Here is a 17,253-nt window from a genome sequence, read left to right as displayed (position 1 = left end):
TTCAGTTCTTCTTTTCCCAGTAGGTTGTAATTGATTGACAGTCAGGGGTAATAATTTATCTCCCTAGGCCTCGCTTCTGGGCAAACCGTAACGGAGCCTGTTCCTGCTTGGAGCATGCAAAAGCTACCCCTGAGGCTTTGCGTCCGGAGTAAGGGTAGTAAACCTGCTTGGTTAGCGGGGGCGGCTACTGCCAGGCTCGCTCAATCTCCTCCAGGGTGCGCTCTTTGGTTTCGGGCACTAACCGCCACACAAACACGAAGGTGAGGGCCGATAAAAAGGAGTAGAGCCCAAAGGCCCCCGCCAAACCGGCTGCCTTCACCAGCGACAGAAACGTAAACGAGATAAGCGTGCACGCCACCCACAAAGCCACCGTGGCCAGGGAAGCGGCCCGGCCCCGCACGGCATTGGGAAATATCTCGGTGATGACCACCCACACGCCCGGGCCCAGCCCCACGGCAAAGCAGGCCACGTACAGCATAATCAGGGCCAGCAGCCAGGGGCCGGGGGCCTGCAGCTGCAGGGCCACCACCAGCGCGGCCAAGGACAGGGCCATCCCGCCCGAAGCCAGCAGCAGCAGGGGTTTGCGGCCTATCCTATCAATTACAAACAAGGCCACCACCGTGCCGGCGAAGTTTATGCCCCCAATCAGGGCATTGGCCCCAATAGCGGACGACGCGCTCTGCCCGCTGTGCTCGGTAAAGATGATGGACCCGTAGTAGAGAATGGTGTTGATGCCCGTTATCTGCTGTAAGACCGCCAGTACCACCGCAATCCGTAAGGGCCGGCGCAGGCGCGGCTGACGCAGGCTGGCTTCCTCCCCGCGCTCCGCTTCCAGGGCACTCTGTATTTCCCGGGCCTCAGTGGCCGCCGCCAGGGGGCCGTTGAGGAGAGTAAGGGTGTGGAAGGCTTCGGTCTCTTGCCCCCGGCCTAACTGCCAGCGCGGGCTTTCCGGCACCAGCAGCAGGGCCAGCATAAACAGCAGGGAGGGTAGGGCGGCCGAGGCAAACATCCAGCGCCAGGAGTCCAGCCCCTGGCCCGCCAGGTAGTAGCTGGCCACGTACGCCAGCAGAATGCCCGTTACAATGGCGAGCTGATTTAGCGTTACCAGGCGGCCGCGAATACGAGCGGGGGCAATTTCAGCGATGTAGAGCGGCACCAGGAGCGAGGCCAGGCCAATGGCCAGGCCCCCGGCCAGCCGGGCCAGCACAAACTCCGTGAGCGTGCGCGGCACGGCGGCCGCCAGGGCCGAGAGCGTAAACAGGGCCGCCGCCGCAAACAGCAGACGCCGCCGGCCGTAGCGGTCGGTCAGCCCGCCGGCCAGGGCCGCTCCAATCACGGCCCCAAACAAAATGCTGCTGGCCGCCCACTCGGTTTCGGCGTCCGTGAGATTAAAGTCTTGCTTAAGGAAGATCAGGGCCCCGTTGATAATGGCCGTATCAAAACCAAACAGCAGTCCTCCCAGCGCCGCCACCGTGGCAATCAGGTACACGTAACTCGGGTTGCCGGCCGGGGCAGACACCGTAGCGGCGGCCGGCGAGCCGGCGGATTCGCGAAACAGCGGACCAGGGGCACGGAAGAAAGTCATGGCGGGGGCGGGTTTAAAGTGGGAAAGGCGACGGTACTTGCAGAAAGCTCGAGGCGAAGCCCCCTGTTGGTTGGTTTATCGGCCCCTTCTGCCTGGGGCAATCGGGGGCTACAAGAAGTTCAGAATCAGATGCCCTACACCACCACCACGTCCAGGCCGAGCTGGCGGAAAGGAGCCAGCTGCGCCTCCGTAGCGCCCGTGTCGGTGATGAGCTGGTGCACCTCCGTGGCCGGGCAGATAAGCGAAGTGGCCACCACCCCCAGCTTGCTGTGGTCGGCTACCACGATGCGCCGCTTGGCCTGGCGCAGCATCACCTGAATCACGGCGGCCTCCTCAGGATGCAGGGAAGTCAATCCCCGCTGGGCATCCAGGCCGTTGACGCCGATAAACACCTTGTCCACAAAAAACTGGCTCAGGGCCTGGGCCGCGGCCGGGCCTACCAGCGAAAACCAGCCGCCAGTGAGCAGCCCGCCCGTTACAAACACGCGCACATCCTGACGATGGCTGAGCTCCATGGCCACGTTCACCGTGTTGGTGACGACGGTCACGTTGGCCCCCGGCCGCAAGCTGCGCGTGACCTGCGTGGTGGTGGTGCCCGCGGTCAGCGAAATGGTTTCCCCGGGCTGAATGAGGGCGGCGGCGGCCAGGCCGATGCGGCGCTTTTCGGCCAGGTGACGGTCTATCTGCTCGTGAAAGCTGGAATCGTAGCGGAAGGGCTCGTAGAGCAGGGGTTCCACGGGCACGGCCCCGCCGTGGGTGCGGCGTAGCCGTCCGCGCTGTTCCAGCTCTATGAGGTCGCGCCGCACCGTGGCGGCCGTGACGCTAAACTGGGTGGCCAACTCATCCACGCTCACGCTTCCGGCGTGCAGGAGTTTCTCCAGGATGGTGTGGGCGCGAAGGGTTGCCGCGTTGTCGGGGGGGAGTAGATCAGTCATGGGGGCGGGTGCTAAGTGAAGTGGAAGCCACCGATAAAGGTACTGCTAGGCCTGCGTGCGCACGAAAGCCTTCAGGGTGGCGCACTCCGTGCCCACGGCCGCGCCGTGCGGGCGGATAGTGTAGGGCCCCACCGCGGCGGGCACAATAAAGGTTTCGGCGTAGTGCACCACAAAGGGCTCGAAGGCTCCTGTGGGGCTTTCCACCACGGCCTCGGTGCCCTGCACCAAGTTCAGCACCTGCACGCCGCCCTGGGTGTGGTGGGGCACCAGCTCGGTAAACCAGTGGCGGCGCGTTTCAATAAACTCCCGCTCGTGCAGGCCGGTGCGCTCCTCCCGCCAGCCGGGGCCGCTGGTCACGGGCGTAACTTGGTTGATGAGGTGCTGGGTTACCCAGGAGGTGGTGCGCTCCGGCTGGATGTTGGCCGCCCCGTGCGCCAAGTGGATGGGGCGCGGCAACCCGTCGAGGCCCAGGCGGTTCCAGTCCCAGAGCTTGAAGGTGAAAATGTAGGGCGTAGCCGAGATTTCCAGCACCATGCTGCCCGCCCCGGAGCAGTGGATTGTGCCCGCCGGAATCAGGAAGTGGTCGTGGGCCCGGGCCGGAAAGGCATTGACGTACTCGTTAGCCGGAAAGGGGGTAGCGGGGTCGTCCTGCGCCCGCTGCAGATCGGCTAGCATCGCGGGCAGCTCCACCCCCTCTTTCAGGCCCAGGTACACCACCGCCTCCGGCTCGGCGGCCAGCAGGTAATAGCTTTCGTCCTGGGTGTAAGCCAGGCCAAATTTGTCCTGGGCGTACTCCGTGAGCGGGTGCACCTGCAGGGAAAGGTTGCCCCCGCCCATGGTGTCCAGAAAGTCGAACCGGATGGGAAACTCCGTGCCAAAGCGCCCGTGCACGGCGTCGCCGAGCAGCTCCCGGGGGTGCGAAAACACGAGGTTTAGGCTCGGTATTTCCACCCGCGCGCTGCCGAAGCCCAGCAGCAGGCTGTTTTCTTCCGGCACGCAGTCAAAGCACCAGGCGTAGTTGGGCGGGCTAGCGGGCAGGTCACATACTTCTCGCATCCACTGCCCGCCCCAGGGCCCGGGGTCGAAGAAGGGAACCACCCGAAACGGCCTGCGTACGGCCGCCGCCAGCCCCGCCCGCAGATCTGCGCCGCTGATGAGCTTGGGCGCGCTGGGGTCGTTGGTATCAAGCAAAAAGTCGGCTTGGGGCAGCATCTGCTTTTTGAGCCGGTCGGCCGCGCGCCAATCCACAAAAAACGCGCGCTTGTACTTCAGGCTGGCTTTTTCGCTGAAGTTCTGGCTACCCAAATTGGCCAGGTCGCCGCGCCGCTGCCGCCCCTGAATTTCCCAGCGCGCGAGGTCAGCATAGAGGATGAGGGAGGGAGTAGGGCAGACGAGCGTGGCGCCGGTGCCGATAATCACAGTTACCTGCCCCGCCGGTGCCGCCGCCAGGGTTTGCTGGGCTGGGCGCAATAATTCGGGGTTGAAAAAATCAGCTACGGTCAGCCCGTTAAGCCGGCCAAAGACGGGGTCATCGGTAAGCGGACCCGCTACCAGCTGGTCGATTTCAGCGGGTGAATAATACAGCGAGTCAGCTACGAGGCACTGGGCTGCCGCCAAGGCGGGTACCAACTCGCCTTGCAGCTGTGCCAAATCAATTCCCGGATAACACTCTATTGCCAGCACGATGGGTTGACCGGCGGCCGGCGGCCGGTCGGTAAGGGCCGCGCGAACTGCGTCGGCAATGGCGGCCCACCCCAGGTGGCAAGCATCAGCCTCCGGCGCAACCGGCACGAAGGGAAACTTGTCATAGTTGGCGTGTCGCATATAGGCAGTTGCTGATGGGATAAAATGCGTTTATGAGGCTAGGTCTGCTACTAAGTAGTCACTAAGGGACAAGGCCATACCCTTGTCTTCGGGTTATGCTTTTACCACCAGGATGCCTCTATCAGCATTGTACAGCCAGGTTTGCAGCATGCGAGGTATGGCTGAATACCTAGCTGATACAAATATGCGCAATAAAAATGTTCATTTGATATACAAATGAACATTTTTATTGCGCTTTATAGAGTATATCAACGTTTATCGTTCTTGTTGCTAGGTTTCTGTTCTATAGCGGATAGCGTAAAATTGAGTAGTGGCTTGATGTAGCATGGGACCTAGGAACGAGAGTTTATGTGCTCTGCATCAAGCCTTTGGGTAGCTGTCGCGACGATTTCTACCGGCCGAAATCGTCTTCTACTCGCACAATGTCCTCTTCATCGGAAGCCCGGACCGGGTCGGTGTGCTGCCAGATTTCGGCCACAATGCCCCACTCGTTCAGGCCCACCAGCCGGTGCCGCTCGCCCTGGCGCAGTACGATTTGCTTTCCCACTTCATAGGTTTTCACTTCCCCTTGGGCGTCAGTGTCGCTGGTGGCTACCCCCACCGGGCCCTGCACCACCTGCCAGATTTCCGCCCGGCGGTGGTGGTACTGCCACGACAGGCGGGCCTGCGGGGCCACTACCAGCACTTTGGGGCTGAGCTTACCGGCAATGCGCAACTCCTCCACGGGGAGCCCATTGAAATACCGGTCGGCAAAAAGCTGGGCCTGATGTTCGGCAATAACGAAAAACCCGCCCCAGGGCCGCGTCTGGTCCTGCTGGTCTATCTGAAAGCCTTGTTGCTGCAGCTCAGTGGCCACCTGCTCAAATACAGCTTGCTTGGAAGAATCACTTGAAATCATAGGAAAGCAAAAACGTTAGGGGGTGAGGGCACGGAAAGGGGGTAGCTGCTCAAGCCGGCCCTGGTGGCCGGCATTTATTTGGAAGCCTGCTTGGGTTGAGGCGGGGTAGTGAATTGCTGCTGCAGCATTTTAATGAAGTAGCCCCCCACCACGGAGCGGGCCTGAAAGCCTACTTGCCGGGCGTCGGTGGTTTCGTGCCAGTCGCCGAGCGGCACGCGGCTAGGGGTCTCATGGGCGTACAGCCAGATCGGATGCACCAGGGCTTGAAAATCGGCGTCGCGCTCGGCCAGCGTCGCCGTCCAGATAATCCAGTCTGACTTGGTGTAAGTCTTGCGGCTGTCCAGGGGCAGGCCGTAGCGCTGCTGGCGCGTGAGGTAATAGGCAAGCTCTTTTTGGGCGACCTCCGCCGGGAAGATGTTTAAGTCCAGCAGCTTGTCCCACACCAAGTTGTACTTCTGGCTCCAGGAGCCGGGCGCTTTGTCAAACGTCAGGGCGTAGTGATTGCCATCCTGGGCCGTCTGCATCCAGCGGCGGGCGTAGTCGCGGGCCAGGGTGGTGTAGGTCGTGGCCGTAGCCTCGTCCCCCAGCTGCCGCGCCAGGTAGCCGTAGCAGGCTATGCCCATGATGGCCTTTACCGAAAGGTTGGCGTTGCGGGCCAGGTGGCCGGCGAAATCATCGGTGCACAGCTGGTTGGCAGGGTCGAAGCCGTCTCGCTTCAGGAACTCCACCCACTTGGTGAGCGTGGACCAGTGGGCGCGGGCAAAATCAGCTTTGCCATCCCGCTTCACCACCGCGGCCGTGAGAATCAGCATGTTGCCGGCTTCCTCTACCGGCATGTCCTCCCCGTACTTTTGGCCGTTGGCCAGCGGGTACACGCCGAGGTCATGCGCGGGAAAATCCTTCTGCCACTTCCCGGATTCGCTGTAGTCGAAAATAAAGCGCAGCAGTCCCTTGGCCAGCTCGTTGTTGTAGAGCAAAAACAGCGGGGCGGAGGGATAGGTCACGTCCACGGTGCCGATAAAGCCCCCCGAAAAGTTTTCCTTGGACAGAAACAGCAACTCGCCCTTGGGGCTGACAACAATGGAATGCGCCGCCACGGCCTGGCGATAGGCCAGCTGACACAGGTCGGCGTACTCCCGGCCCCCGGCAGCCTGGGCATCGGCGTACAGCTTTTTATCGAAGGCCGCGCACTGCTCTCGCACGCGGGTATACTCGGCTTCGGCGGCCTGCAGGGCCTTGGGCATGGTCATGGCCGGGTCGCGGCGCCACCAGGGGCGCAGGTTCTGGCCGAAATACTGCACGGCGTACGGCGCGTCGTAGCCCAGCAGCAGGTGCCGCTCCGTGGGCTGGCGCACGGCTCCCAGGTCCAGCACCGCCGCCAAGGCCGTCCGCTGCGCCGCCGCCTCAGAGGTGGAAGTACTGGACTTGGCCGCGGGCAGGGCTCCGGTTTTGGTGAAAGCCGACGTAAGCGCCTGGGGCGTTCCGGCTCCCACCTGGGCCTCCGAGCCGGGCACCGCCAGGTACGCCTGCCCCCAGTCGATGCGCACGTTGTCACCAGCCTGGCCGAGCACGTTCTGCGTGGTAGTGCCCACGGCCCGCCACCCGAGCCGGCCCGCCTGACCGGCGCTGGTAAGCACGCGCTGATAGGGGGTATTGGTGGCTAGCGCGCCGCTGGCGGTCAGCAGCACCTGCACGCTATGCGGTTGGCCGTCGGTGCTCTCGGCCCGGAAGGTAACGTAGCTGACGGGCCGCGCCAGGGTTTCCAGCTTGTCCAGCAGCAAGGGCGAGAGAAACTGGGCCGTCAGCTTAACCGGACCAGCCGCAAAGGAATAGGTGGTTTGGGTGGCGCTGAGCGCAACATCCGTCTGCCGGGCCCGGGGCAGGGGTGCCGGCGCCGCCTCCTCGGCGTAAATTCCGGCATCGAGGTGAGCCCCGCCCTGGGGGTTGGCGCAGTGCATAGCCAGCACGTTGTCGCCGGTACGAAAAGTTGAGCGGGCAGCAGCGGGCAGCTCAAATCGCTCATAGCTGCCGTTAGCCCCATCTTTCTTGAGCAGGAGCACGCCGTTGAGATACACTTCCGCGTCGTCGTCGTGCAGCAGTAGCAGCACGAGCTTACCAGCGGGCAGAGGTCCGCTGAGCTTCAGGCTCCGGCGCACCCACACGTCGCGGCTTATCCACTGGGTGCCGGCCTGAGTGCTGTTGTTGGTGAAGGGAGCCGGACCCGTCTGCCAGGCAGTTGACGGGCCGAATTCTGGCCTCTCCCAGCCGGCGGCCGGGGCCTGAAACGTGTAGCGGGCCGAGTACGGCGCTTCCGCCGCAATGGGAATGATGGCCTGCAGCGGCGCGGCGGTCTGCCCCAGGAGCTGGTAGGAGCGGCCATCCACGCGCACTACGCCTTCCAGCGGCTGGGCTTCCCCGGTCCAGTGCCGGGTGGGGCCCGCGCTGAGCGTATCCTGAAACGACCAGAGGCTAAAATAGGGGTCGTGGGTAAGGAGGGGGTAGGCCGGGGGGCGCAGGGTCTGGGCCCAGCCCGTCCCCAGGCTTAACCACCCCAAACTCAGGGAAAACAGGATAGGTAGTAACTTCATGAAGCGGCAGGAAAAGGTTAGGCTAGCGCGCCGGCTCAGCCGTGGCCGGAACGGGCGTCAGGTGGTAGCTCACTAAATCATCAATGGGCGAGCGGATAATCCGGCCTACCGGCATGCCGCGGGTGGAGGCCACCTGAGCCAGGAGGTCGCGGAAGTTGTAGCCCACCGAGCCCACGCAGTTCAGGGGATACCGCTGGAAGTCAGGATAGCCCGCCACAATGTGGTCGAAAAAGTCCTCGAAGGCCTCCACCACAATCTCGCGGCAGTAGTCGGCGTGGCGGTGGTCAAAGGCAAACCTGGCGAACGAGGCCAGGAAGCGGTTGGGCAGGGGCTGGTGGTAGAGGTGGTCCAGGATCTGCTCGCGGCCCAGGCCGTAGGTGGCGGTAAAGGCCGACCGGAGCGGCTCGGGCATCCGCTGGCGCAACAGGTCGCGCAGCAGCCGGCGGCCTAGGTAGGCCCCGCTGCCCTCGTCGCCCAGAAAATAGCCCAGCGAGTCCACGTTAGCCGTAATCTGGTTCCCGTCATAGAGGCAGGAGTTGGTGCCGGTGCCCAGGATAGCGGCAAAGCCGGCCCCGTGGCCCAGCAGGGCCCGGGCCGCGGCCAGCAGATCGTGCTCCACCCACAGGGTGGCCTGCGGAAAAACGGAGCCCAGGGCATCGGCCACAATAGCCACTTTGGCGGGCGAAGAAATGCTGGCCCCGTAGAAATGCAGCTCCGTTACCTGCTCCCGGGCCAGTGTATCGGGCAGGCTGCGTAGCAGGGAGGCAATGATCCCCGGTGTATCAATAAACTCGGGGTTGTAGCCCTCGGTAGTAAAATAGTGGCGGGTTTGCTCGGCATCCACCAGGCACCAGCTGGCTTTCGTAGAGCCGCCATCAGCAATGAGAAGCATACGCGTTACATCAACAGGAAAGGATTAGGACAGGTAATTCAAGGCTGGTTGCGCTGTAAAGGCACCCTAGCCCACGCGTAGGCGGCCGCGCCCGCGGGAAGCGGGGTTAGCGCGGCTGCACCCGGTAATACTTGGCGCCGAAGAGCAGAATCACGACGTAGCAGATGATGGGCAGGTAGTAAGCCGCGGCAATGTTGTAGTTGGCCACCTGGCCCATCAGATACGGGAACACGGCGGCCCCCACTACCCCCGTAATGATGAAAGAGGAACCCTGCTGGGTGCGCGGCCCCAGATCCTTCAGCCCGAGGCTGAAAATGGTGGGGAACATGATGCTGAAAAAGAAGTTGAGCAGCAGCAGGGCCCCGAAGGAGACTAGGCCCCAGCCCTGGGCGATAATCAGGCAGAGGACGATGTTGGCCGCCGCCGCCAGGGCCAGCAGCCGGGCCGGAGCAATCACGCGCATCAGGGCGGTGCCAATAAAGCGGCCCACCATCATCAGCACCATGCTGAAGGCAAAGAAGTAGGCGGCCCGCTCGGCGCTAAAACTCATTTTCTCCACGCCGTAGTTGATAAAGAAGGCCCACGTTCCCCCCTGCGCCGCCGCGTTGAAAAACTGCGCCGCCACGGCCCAGCGAAAGTGGCGCCGGCTAAAGAGGGAAGGAGTGTCGGCGGCTTTCTCCGGCTGTTCTGCGGAAGCTACTTCGGCGTGCGGATCCGTGGACAAGGCGGGTACTCGAACGAGGGCAAAGCCCACGGCCACCGCCAGAATAACGGCCCCGATAACCAGGTAAAGCATTTTCACGGCTTGCAGCCCTTCCGTGGTGCTGGCCTGGCCGGCCCGCAAAATAAAATAGCCGCCAAGTACCGGCCCGATCACCGCGCCCAGGCCGTTAAACGACTGGGCAAAGTTGATGCGCTGGTCGCTGCTGCGCTGGTCGCCGAGGGCCGCAATAAAGGGGTGCGCCACCGTTTCCAGGGTTGCCAGGCCGCAGGCCAAAACAAAGAGCGCTCCCCGGAAAAACAGAAAGGAGCCCGCATTGGCCGCCGGAATAAAGAGAAAGGCCCCGGCCGCGTACAACGCCAGCCCCAGCAGCACCCCGTTCTTGTACCCAAACCGCTGCATAAACAGCCCCGCCGGAATCCCCATCAGCGCATACGCCCCGAAAATGGAAAACTGCACCAGCCCGGAATCGGCCTTGCTCACGTGCAGCACGCTCTGAAAGTGACGGTTGAGCACGTCGCCCATGGTAATGGCCACTCCCCAGAGCAGAAACAGGGAGGTTACAAATACAAACGTGAGCAGATAACGCCGCTCGGTAAAGGCAGCGCGGGGCGCGGAGACGGTAGGAGCAGTAGCTGGCATGCCAATCAAATGAAGCGAAACGTGGAAAGAAGGTACCTGAGGCTAGCTCAGCAGAGGGTTTGAGGCCGCCGCTCCCCTAGCGGAAGCGGTACAGGTTGAGCATCATTGAAACGCCCCCGTTCGTGCGCCAGGAGTTGAGGTTTTCAGTGTCTGAGGTCCGGGTGCCCCACAGATTCCACATGATGCCGTTGGAGTTGCGGATGGACCAGGCCTGGGCGGCATTGGCATCCAGCCAGGGGCCATAGTTGGCGGCCGTACCCGTGTCCTTGACAAACATGCAGGCCCACCGGGCGAAGATGGACTTGCCGCCCTGGGTATCCAGGGTGCCGTCTTCATCCTGCAGAATGCCCCCCGGAGTTTTAGACAGGGTGTTGCGGGCGTAGTCCAAGGCTTTCAGCCCCATTCCCAGGTAGTCGGTGGTAGGGTAGTAGGGGCGCAGCTCATTGGCTGCCCCGATAAACGTACCCTGGGTGTAGAGCAGGGCGCCCTCGTAAATCTGGCCGGACGTATTCATGGCGCCCTTTACTTCCCCGGTGGAGGCCACGTAAAACCGGGGCACCAGCCAGTCCATAATCATCTTGGCCTTATTGCGGTAGTTGACATCGCCGGTAGCCTTGTAGAGCCGCATGGCGCAAATCACGGCCGGGGCATTGACGCAGGTGTTTTTGGATAGCTTATCCGTTTTCCACCACAGGCCGCCGCCCAGAGTCGTGTCCCAGCCCCGGGCCCACACCAGGTCAAAGTTTTGCCGGGCCATGGTCAGCATGCCGCCGTCGTTCCAGATTTCGTAGGCGCGCAGGCACATCAAGGAGCCCCAGATGACGTCGTCGTTAAACTCGTTATTGCTCCAGGTCAGGCCGTAGGCGTCGCGCATGCCGTGGTAGAGGTACTGGATTTTGTTTTTGTAGTCAACGGACGGATTCACGTTGTAGGCGTCGATAACCGTTTCGATGGCTTCAGCCTGGGTCCAGAAATCCATCCGCTTGGTTTTCGCCAGGTCAAACCAGTAGTTGGCCTTGTAGGAAGGCCCGTAGGTACCGTACTGGTTGTAGTACTTGTTGTCGTAGCTGGTCAGGGCGAGCAGGGCCTCGCTTTTACTAGCCACTGCCAGGCTGCTAACCTGCGCGGTGGGCAGTGCAGCGGAATTTTTCGGCATGGCCTCTTTCTGGCAGCCGCTTAGCAAGCTCAGCAGCAAGGCCGGCACCACCAGCCGGCCTACTGGTCGGGTTAGCCAGCCCGGAGTAGTACGGGTAAAGAAGGAAGGACACGCGTGGTAAGTCTGGTTCATAGCTAGGGTAGTTAAAGAGGGCATGTTAAATTCTTAGCCTCGAAGGCTGCTGCGGTATGGACACAGGAAGCCCACACCACTAAAGGCAATACTTGCGTGGCCTGGCTTAGCCAGGTGCTAATACATTAAGAGCCAGATGTCAGCGGCCTAGGCCAGCAGCTGCGGAGTTTCCTGGTAGGTCTTCCACAGAAACTCGCCGAACAGCGTGTTGGCCCAGGCAAACCAGGGGCGGCTGAACTTGCTGAAATCGTCTTTGTGGAAGGCCTCGTGCATGTAGCCGGTGCCGGCGTGGCTGCGGCGCAGGGTCTGCACGCACTCGCGGATTTCTTCGGGATTCTGGCTGGTCAGTCCCCGAATCGTGATGCCTAGGGGCCAGATCATGTTTAACCCGGCGTGGGGGCCCCCAATGCCCTCGGCGGCGGAACCCTTAAAGAAAAATGGGTTGTCGAGCGAAAGCAAAAACTTGCGCGTGTTCTGGTACACCGGGTCCGTAAGGGGTACGCCGCCCAGGTAGGGTAGGGATAGCAAGCTGGGCACGTTCGCGTCATCCATGAGGTTGACCGAACCCATTCCATTGACCTCAAAGGCGTAGATGCGGCCGTAGGTGGGGTGCTCCACGGTGGCGTGAGCTTTCAGTGCGCCCTCCACCTCGGTGGCCAAGGCCTGCATGTCGGCGGCCATTTCGCGCTGCTGCGGCTGCAGGGCCGCCAGCATTTCGGCGGCCTGCCGCAGGCTCGTAACGGCAAAGAAGTTGCTTGGAATCAGAAACGAGAATACCGTGGCGTCGTCGCTAGGCCGGAAGCTGGAGCAAATCAACCCCACGGGCTTCACGGGGTAGCCGTAGCCATTCAGGGGCACACCATCCGTGGCAAAGGCGGTAGTGCGCTGGAAGTGGTAGGGGCCGGGGCCGGTCTTGCGCTGCTGCTCCCGCAGCGTGCGCAGCGTGGCTTGCAGGGCCTGCACCCAGGTAGCATCAAAGGGCGAGGTGTCGCCGGTAGCCCTCCAGTAGCCATGAGCCAGCCGAATGGGGTAGCAGAGCGAGTCAATCTCCCATTTGCGCTCGTGCAGGCCCGGCTTCATATCGGTCAGGTCGTCTTTCCACTCCCCGGTTTTCGTGTCGTCGCCGTAAAACGCGTTGGCGTACGGGTCCTTGTTAATGCAGCGGGCCTGGCGCCGGATCACGCCGGCCACCAGCTTGCGCAGCGGCGCATCCTGCTTGCAGAAGGGCAAGTACGGCCACACCTGGGCCGAGGAGTCGCGCAGCCACATGGCGTCGATGTCGCCGGTAATCACGTAGGTGTCGGGCTGGCCGCCGGCCTCGGAGTAGGTAACGGTGGTGTCGAGCGTATTCGGAAAGCAGTTCTCGAACAGCCAGCCCAGCTCCGGGTCTTTTACCTTTTTCTTGAACTCCGTAATGGCCTTTTCTACGGAGGCGGAGCTGAAGCGGCGGGTGGCCCGGGCGGGGCGCACCGTTTTAAAAGACGGCGGGGCGAAGGCCTCCGCCCCCGTAGCGAAAAGAGTCGCGCCCAAAAAGGCTGAGTGGTGGATAAACGTGCGACGATTCATGCGGTAGATCAGAGAGAAGTAAAGCACCGACGCGGGTGGGGCCGCGGGGGCGCGTAAGGGAGGTGGGGGTAGGGCAGCTTTGGGAAAGCTAGCGCCCCAGGAAACTGGCGGGTTAGGAAATGGTGCCCCGGCCCCTAATCCGGGGCACCATAAACGGACTAGTCCCACCCTGTCCGCTCCCTACCGGTAGGCCTAGGCCCGTCGGTCCTTGCCTTGCTGCCGGCTTACAGCAGCTTACGAGCCTGTAAATCGGCCAGCACTTCCAGCAGCATTACCCCACTCATTTGGGTAGAGCTTTCCACCGGACCCTGGGGCTGGCTGGTCCAGTTGGTGTTAAACAACCCCGGGGGGCGGCGGGCACCTCGTTTCCAGGCGGTTTCGCCATTAAACTTCAGGAAGTTGAGGTAGCTGGCGCGGTTGGTCGCACTCACGCCGGGCTCCACGGCCAGCAAAGCCAGGTAGCGCACCAGGATGCCCTTAAACAGACCGCCGTCGCCGGCATTCTCGTTTTTAAGAATGCCCCCGGGCGCCATATCCGCGTCCCCGAGCACGAAGTTGGCCGTGCGCGTGGCATCGGCCAGGTATTCCGGCCGGTTGGTGGCCTGGTATAGGGCCAAACCCGCCCCAATGTACACCCCCTGGCAGTAGGTGAAACGCCAGTTTTTGTCAATCTGCCCGTCGCCCAGACGGTTGAGGCCGTCCCACACCAGGCCGGTGCTCGGATCCACCAGCTTGGCTTTCTGCCACTGGTAGATCTTTTCGGCCCAGGCCAGATCATCGGGGTTTTTGTCGAGCAGGTAGAGGCGGGCGGCCAGGATAGCGGCCGGAGCATTCGCGGGCGTGTTCTTGTAGTCGCGCTGCGTTTTCTTCCAGGCAATGCCGCCCCCCTGCTGCTCGTTCCAGCCGGTTTTGATGTCGGTCCAGAGCTCCAGCGCCGTGGCTTTGAACGCCGGGTCGCGGGTCAGCTCGAAGGCCCGCAAACAAGCCAGCGCCTGCCACTCCATGTCGTCGTAAAACTCGTTGAGGTAAGTGTTGCCGTTTTTGGCTTTGGCGCCCACCTGGAGTTGCTGGGCCTGGGTTAGGTAGTCGGCATTCTTCGTGCGCTGGTAGCCATCCATCAGCACATCCAGGCCGTGGGCCTGCCACCAGTAGTTGAAACCGGTGTCGCCGGCGTTGTTTTTCGCGTAGTACTGACCGGCCGTGAAGAATCCCTGGCGCAGGGCTGCTTGCGCGGAGTCGGCGCGGGCCGCCCAGTTAGCGGGCGCCACCACCACGGGCGGGGTCGGCGGCTTGGTGATCAGATCGTCCACGGGCTCCTTGCAGGAGCACAGCAGCAGCAGGCTCAGCAGAGCCCCCGCGCAGCGCGAAGCGGTGTGGTTATTCATATTGGAAACTAAAGGGAGCCGAAAACGGCCAGTAGTACATTGTTTGACGGCCAAGCAGGCGTTGGTCCCCCTGGCCGGCCGGGTACGGGTAGCCAGCAACCCAGGGGGGCCAGATCCTTAGCGGATCGTTACCTGATGGGTGTAGGGGCCGTCGGGCTGGAGCTTGACGGTGATGTCCGCATTCTTGCCATCGGCTTCCGACTGAAACTTGAAGGTGTAGTCGTACTGATTGTCGGGACCGGGGGCCAGGAAGAAATACTCGGCCGGGCTGGTGGCCGTGGCGCGCTGGTTGTCGCGGTTGGTGCTGCCCAGGTAGCGCTTGCTGCTAACGCCCGCGGCGTTTTTCTCCTGCAGCAAAAACTTGTAGCGCTCATCCCGGCCCCAGCTTTCCTGGAAAAACTCGATGGGCGTGTTCTCGATTTTCCAGACTCCCTTCCCAACGTAAGGCAGCTCTACCTTCACCTTGTTTTCGGCCGAGACCCACAAGCCCACCGACACAATCTCGGTTAGGGTAGCGGCGGAGTTGTTGAAGTCGAGCAGCAGGTGGTACACCGTGGGCGCCGTGGCCGGGCTGGTAGCCTGGGCCCCTTCCCGCAGCTTGTTGCCGTCCATAAAGTAGGCGGTGGGCGTGCCGGTGGTCTGGTCCACTAGCTTTACCTCGCCGGGAGCAAGGCGGGTATAGAGCTCAAATACGCCCGCGGAAATGCGCTTGAAGGGCAGGGCCTGGCCGAGGTCGGCGCCGGCCTCCGTGCCCGAACCGGTCAGGTAGAGGTTGGCGGGAATGGTAGCAAAGCCGGCGGGGCGCTCGAGCTCAATGATGCGCGAAGACGTGGCAGGTAGCACGTTCACGCCCTTGGAGGCATTTACGGTCCACTTCAGCTTGCCTTTTTCCTGGGACTTGATGCCCGCCAGGTTGGCAATGCGGTTTAAGTCGCCGTGGGTGAGCACCAGCTTGGTGTCCTGGCCGTTGGTGCCCGACACGCTGGTGTAGACGGGCTTGGAAAAGTCGCCGCCTTCCTTATCGAATACCACTTCGTAGAGAACCAGCGTGCCATCGGCGGCGCGTGCCTGGCTCCATTCAAACGTAACGGCCGCGTTGGAAGCGGGGTCCAGGCGCACAAAGTTGTTGTCGCCGGGCGAGATAAAGTTTGATACGGGCGTGATGGTGCCGTCGAGGGCATCGTCGTTATCGTCCTTACAGCTGGAAAGCAGGCTGCTGGCCAGCAGCAAGAGGAGCAGCAAAGGGTGGGAAAGCCTTTTCATCGTCTAGAAAGCAGAGTAAAAAAAGAGAAAAGAAGTAGGGGCGGGCTACCAGCCCGGATTCTGAGTTAGGTTGGGGTTGATGTCCCGCTCGCGCTGGGGCACGGGCCACAGGTAGTGCCGGGCCGGGTCGAAGGTGCGCTGATCCACCCGCAGGTAGCCGTTGTCCACCCCCGGGTTGCCCGCCTTGATGCCGTGCACAAAGCCGTTGAGCACGGTCTCGGCCAGGCGCCAGCGGCGGATGTCGAAGATGCGCAGGCCTTCCATCGCCAGCTCAGTGCGCCGCTCCCGACGAAGGATGGCCCGCAGGCTTTCCGGGGTGCCCCCGGGAAACGCGAGGGCCTGGGCGTTGGTAAAGCCCGCCCGCCGCCGCAGCGCGCCAATGGTGCGGTCCCAGTCGGCCGCGGTAAACTGGTTTTGCTCGTTTTTAGCCTCGGCGTGCATGAGCAGCACATCGGCGTAGCGAATCAAAATCAGGTTTAAGCCCGAGTTGAGGTTGGCGTCGGCGGTAGGGTCAAAGTACTTGGCCGAGTAGTAGCCGGTGGGGCTGGCATCGGCGCGGTCCACGGAGTTGTCGCCGGTGCCGGGCACCGTACGAATCGTAATCGTGGAGCCATCGGGCCGCCGCCACACGGAGCCATCGTGCACGATGGTGGCTTCGAAGCGGGGGTCCCGACCGGTGTAGGGGGTGTCCTCGCTGTAGCCGGAACCGGCTTCGTTGATGGGCTGACCCGTCGTGGTCACGTAGTCGTTGACCAGCTCCTGAGTGGGGGCAATGGCGGTTATGAGCTTGCCCTCGGTGCGCGGAATAAACAAGCGCTGCTCGCTGTGGGTGCGGGTCGGCACCAGGTACTGCAGGTCCAGCAACACTTCGCTGTTGCCCTCGTTGGCCGGCGCAAACACGCCCGCGTAGCTCGGGAACAGGCTGTAGGAGCCCACGGTGCCCCCCATGATCTGCTCGGTTACGGCCGTCACCTCGGCCCAGCGGCCTTCGTAGAGCAGCACCCGGGCCTTCAGGGCTAGGGCAGCGCCCTTGGTAAACCGACCCCGGTCCGCGACGTCGTAGGCCGTGTTCACGGGCAGGGCCGCGGCGGCCTCGTCCAGCTCCTTAAGCACGAAGTCCAGCACCTGGGCGCGGGGCGCGCGGCTTACCTGCTGGGCCTCGTTTACCCCGATTTCGGTGGTTACCAGCGGCACGTCGCCGTACCAGGTCAACAGCTGAAAGTAGTGGAAGGCGCGCAGGGCGCGGGCCTCCCCGATGTAGCGGGACTTTAGCCCGGCGTCGAGGCTGGCAATCTGGTCGATGTGGGCCAGCAGCACGTTGGACTTGCGGATGCCGGTGTAGTGGTAGCCCCACTCGTTGGTTACGCGCTGTTGGTTGGTGCCGTAGGCGCCCTGGGCGATGTTGCGGGAGTTAGAGCCGTTCACGTCACTGACGTTAAAGGCGTTGTCAGACAGTACTTCGTTAAAGAAGAAGTACTCACTGTTGTAGAGGTTCTCGTAGGCCGTGGCCAGCACGTTGGCCGCGTCGGCCGGCTGGGTCCAGAAAGTGGCATCGGTGGGCCGGTCCGTAGGAGCTATATCCAGCTCCTGGCAGGACGCAAAGCCTAGGCTCAGCCCCAATCCCAGCAGCAGCGAGAGACGGAAATTGCGGTTCATATCGGGAAGT

The 17,253-nt window shown here is 62.5% G+C and carries 12 protein-coding genes; all 12 read right to left on the bottom strand.

Annotated features, from left to right (window positions below; translation table 11 throughout):
• Positions 1-184 precede the first annotated feature (184 nt).
• The 12 genes from ACYVGU_RS10790 to ACYVGU_RS10735 all read right to left on the bottom strand — a co-directional run bounded on the left by ACYVGU_RS10790 (position 185) and on the right by ACYVGU_RS10735 (position 17,243).
• Positions 185-1,585: an MFS transporter gene (locus tag ACYVGU_RS10790; protein ID WP_460622085.1), complete on the bottom strand. Its 1,401-nt coding sequence runs from the start codon at positions 1,583-1,585 to the stop codon at positions 185-187.
• 134 nt (positions 1,586-1,719) lie between these two features.
• On the bottom strand, positions 1,720-2,520 hold the full coding sequence (locus ACYVGU_RS10785) for a DeoR/GlpR family DNA-binding transcription regulator (protein ID WP_460622084.1): 801 nt from the start codon (positions 2,518-2,520) through the stop codon (positions 1,720-1,722).
• A gap of 45 nt (positions 2,521-2,565) precedes the next feature.
• Complete coding sequence (locus tag ACYVGU_RS10780) at positions 2,566-4,344, bottom strand: class I mannose-6-phosphate isomerase (RefSeq protein ID WP_460622083.1); 1,779 nt, start codon at positions 4,342-4,344, stop codon at positions 2,566-2,568.
• A 391-nt stretch (positions 4,345-4,735) separates the two neighbouring features.
• Entirely contained in the window at positions 4,736-5,242 is a 507-nt protein-coding gene (locus ACYVGU_RS10775) for a cupin domain-containing protein (RefSeq protein WP_460622082.1), read from the bottom strand.
• 74 nt (positions 5,243-5,316) lie between these two features.
• Positions 5,317-7,830 carry a glutaminase family protein gene (locus ACYVGU_RS10770; protein ID WP_460622081.1) on the bottom strand — a complete coding sequence of 838 codons (2,514 nt, stop codon included), beginning with the start codon at positions 7,828-7,830 and terminating at the stop codon, positions 5,317-5,319.
• 22 nt (positions 7,831-7,852) lie between these two features.
• On the bottom strand, positions 7,853-8,722 hold the full coding sequence (locus ACYVGU_RS10765) for an N-acetylglucosamine kinase (protein WP_460622080.1): 870 nt from the start codon (positions 8,720-8,722) through the stop codon (positions 7,853-7,855).
• Between the two features lie 106 nt (positions 8,723-8,828).
• Positions 8,829-10,085, bottom strand: coding sequence for an L-fucose:H+ symporter permease (gene fucP / locus ACYVGU_RS10760; RefSeq protein WP_460622079.1), 1,257 nt, complete (start codon positions 10,083-10,085; stop codon positions 8,829-8,831).
• Between the two features lie 76 nt (positions 10,086-10,161).
• Positions 10,162-11,373, bottom strand: coding sequence for a glycoside hydrolase family 76 protein (locus ACYVGU_RS10755; protein ID WP_460622078.1), 1,212 nt, complete (start codon positions 11,371-11,373; stop codon positions 10,162-10,164).
• A 147-nt stretch (positions 11,374-11,520) separates the two neighbouring features.
• Entirely contained in the window at positions 11,521-12,939 is a 1,419-nt protein-coding gene (locus tag ACYVGU_RS10750) for a glycoside hydrolase family 125 protein (protein WP_460622077.1), read from the bottom strand.
• 224 nt (positions 12,940-13,163) lie between these two features.
• Complete coding sequence (locus ACYVGU_RS10745; protein WP_460622076.1) at positions 13,164-14,324, bottom strand: glycoside hydrolase family 76 protein; 1,161 nt, start codon at positions 14,322-14,324, stop codon at positions 13,164-13,166.
• Between the two features lie 117 nt (positions 14,325-14,441).
• Positions 14,442-15,587 (bottom strand): SusE domain-containing protein, encoded by a 1,146-nt coding sequence (locus ACYVGU_RS10740; protein WP_460622075.1) that lies wholly within the window; start codon positions 15,585-15,587, stop codon positions 14,442-14,444.
• Between the two features lie 45 nt (positions 15,588-15,632).
• Entirely contained in the window at positions 15,633-17,243 is a 1,611-nt protein-coding gene (locus tag ACYVGU_RS10735; RefSeq protein WP_460622074.1) for a RagB/SusD family nutrient uptake outer membrane protein, read from the bottom strand.
• Positions 17,244-17,253: the final 10 nt, after the last annotated feature.

Source organism: Hymenobacter tenuis, from assembly GCF_054780495.1.
Note: the sequence above shows the minus strand (reverse complement) of the source record. Positions and strands in the feature narration are given on the sequence as shown.